We start from the raw sequence: 2,393 nt of genomic DNA on the forward strand, positions 1-2,393 counted from the left end.
GGGCGGGGGCGCCCCCGCCTTACGTCAGCGCCACGCCGTAGTAATCGTCGACCTTGTTGGCGCCGCGCCAGTCCCATTCGGAGCCGCGGCCGTATTTCGGCGCGCGCTCGAGCTGATCGACCGTGACCATCACCTGATAGCCACCGAGGTCGACATTGTACTTCAACGCCGGCCAGGGCAGCGGATAATGATCGTCGCCGATGCCGAGGAAGCCGCCGAACGACAGCACCGCGTAGGACACCCGCCCGCTCACCTTCTCGATCATTACCCGTTCGATCGAACCGATCTTCTCGCCGTCCGGCCCGTACACCGCGGTTCCCTGCACCTTGTCGCTGCCGATCAGCTTGAGGGTCTCGTTGGCTTCTGGGTTCATGCTGGTCTCCCTGTAAAGCAGGGCCAACGAGCGGAGCGAGAACCTGTTCCGCCCCCGAGTGCCAGTCATAGGCTCTTCACAAACTGCAGAATCGTACTTATCCTCTCTTCATCGGAAACAACGGAAGGAGGTGATCCAGTGTCTCACTCGAAACGCTGTCACCTCGCTGGGGACGCCCGCTGAGGTTGGCTGACTGAGCATCATTGCGGCGGGCACGAGACCGCTCGTCGTGGATGATGCACCCAGCAGTGAGCCGCTCGGCCGAGGCGCCCCTCAGCGCCTGGGAACCAGCGAGTTACGAGGCGCGCGTCGGCGGTCAACGTCGGCGCGCGTTTCTCGTTATGGGCTATCGCTCATTCTGGGCTATCATTCGTTGTGGGGTGTCGGTGGTCGTGCCGCGGCGACGCGACATCCGGGATCTTTTGAAATCCGGGATTTTCTCGGATCGTTCCGGAACGTCGCCGCTGCGTGCGTGCCAAATGTCGTACGATCAGAACGTCCCTGCCAATGTCAGCCGCACAGCCAGCGGTTCCACCGGATGGACGTGGCGGTCGCCGACACCGCCCAGCGGCTCGCCCGGCAACCGGGACAGGTAGTAGTATTCGATCTGATTGGTCTTGGCATCGAACAGGTTCAGCACGTCGAGCTGCACCCGCACGCCGTTGTCGAAGCGATAGCCGGCGCGGGCGTTGAAGATCAGCGACGACAGCGAGCGCACGCTGTCGTCCTCGATCAGCGGCCGCGGGCCGAAGTAGCGGCCTTTCAGCGCACCGAACCAGCCGCGCTGCTCGCCGAGCGTGATGCCGGCGCTCGCCACCCAGGCCGGTGCGCCCGGGATGAAGTCGCCGGCCGGGTCGAAATCCGTGAACCGCGCTTTCGTGTAGGCGACATCGAGATCGACCCCGAGCCAGGACAGCGGCCGATACTGGCTGGTCCATTCGACGCCGACCCGGCGGCTCGGCCGGCTCGCTTCGGTGGTGCCGGCGTCGCCGACGAACAAAAGCTCGGAGTCGAAATCGAGCAAGAACACCGCCAGCGATGTCGTGAGCCCGGGGATCGATCTGTTGCGGATGCCGAGTTCGGCGCCCTTGGAGCGCACCAGCAGCGGCACGCGGCTGACCGGATCGCCGCTGTTGGGGTCGACCGTGATGGTGGCGCCGCGGATGTCGTTGCTGTGCAGCCCGGTGCCGGCATTGCCGTAGAACTCGGTGCCGATCCACGGGCCGAGCACGATGCCGGCCTTCGGGCTGGTCATCGACGCCGAGGCGTTGCCGGAATTCGCCGGATTGTCGCTGATCACCCGGCCGGTGAAGAAGTCCTGCCGCACGCCGGCGGTGGTGCGCAGCCAGTCGGTCCAGCGCACGGTGGTGTCGGTCCACAGCCCGAGCGACTGCTCCGCGACCTCGTCGGCCCGCACCGTCGACAGCCAGTCGCGCCGCAGCGTCTTGTCGAGGCCGAGATCGATGTTGTCGGCCCGGGTCTGCAGCCCGATCCGGGTCTCGACCGGCATGCCGGCAAACCGATAGTCGAAGCGCTGCGTGCCGTTCAGGCCGAGCACCGTGCGGCGGTCGTACTGGTTGAACTGGTCGCCGTTCACCGGATCGTCGAGGAAGTAGGTGAAGTTGTTGTAGAGCTGCAGCGACGAGTGGATCACATAGGCGTTGATGTCGGTCTGGCCAATGTCGCTCGATTTGGCGAACCTGCCGGACAGGCTGTAGCGGCTGGAGATGCCGCCATCGGTCGGATCGAGCGAGCCGTAGCGGCCGATCAGGCCCTGGTCGATCGCGCGCTGCGCCACCTGATCGGTCGAGGTCCAGCGGTTGGAGTAGGCCATGCCGGTCAGCGAGAAGCCGTCGGTCGCGGTGCCCTGGCTGTAGCGCAGCACGCCGTTGAGCTTGCGGACGTTGTCCGGCACGTCCCAGGGGCCGTTGTAGGTGCTGGCCTCGAACGCGGCCAGCCAGGTGCCGTCGCCGACGCGGGTCTGTCTCTTATACACAACTCCGAGCCCACGAGACGCTCA

The 2,393-nt window shown here is 65.6% G+C and carries 1 protein-coding gene and 1 pseudogene; both read right to left on the reverse strand.

The annotated features are described in order from the left end of the window. Positions 1–19 precede the first annotated feature (19 nt). Positions 20–373 carry a PRC-barrel domain-containing protein gene (locus tag DU475_RS23590; RefSeq protein ID WP_013504569.1) on the reverse strand — a complete coding sequence of 118 codons (354 nt, stop codon included), beginning with the start codon at positions 371–373 and terminating at the stop codon, positions 20–22. Positions 374–863: 490 nt separating this feature from the next. Then, positions 864–2,354: pseudogene (locus tag DU475_RS23595) on the reverse strand (TonB-dependent receptor); the annotation flags it as partial. Between the last annotated feature and the right edge of the window lie 39 nt (positions 2,355–2,393).

The sequence above is a fragment of the Rhodopseudomonas sp. WA056 genome (genome assembly GCF_010906995.1).
In the GTDB taxonomy this organism is placed as follows: Bacteria; Pseudomonadota; Alphaproteobacteria; order Rhizobiales; family Xanthobacteraceae; genus Rhodopseudomonas; species Rhodopseudomonas palustris_G.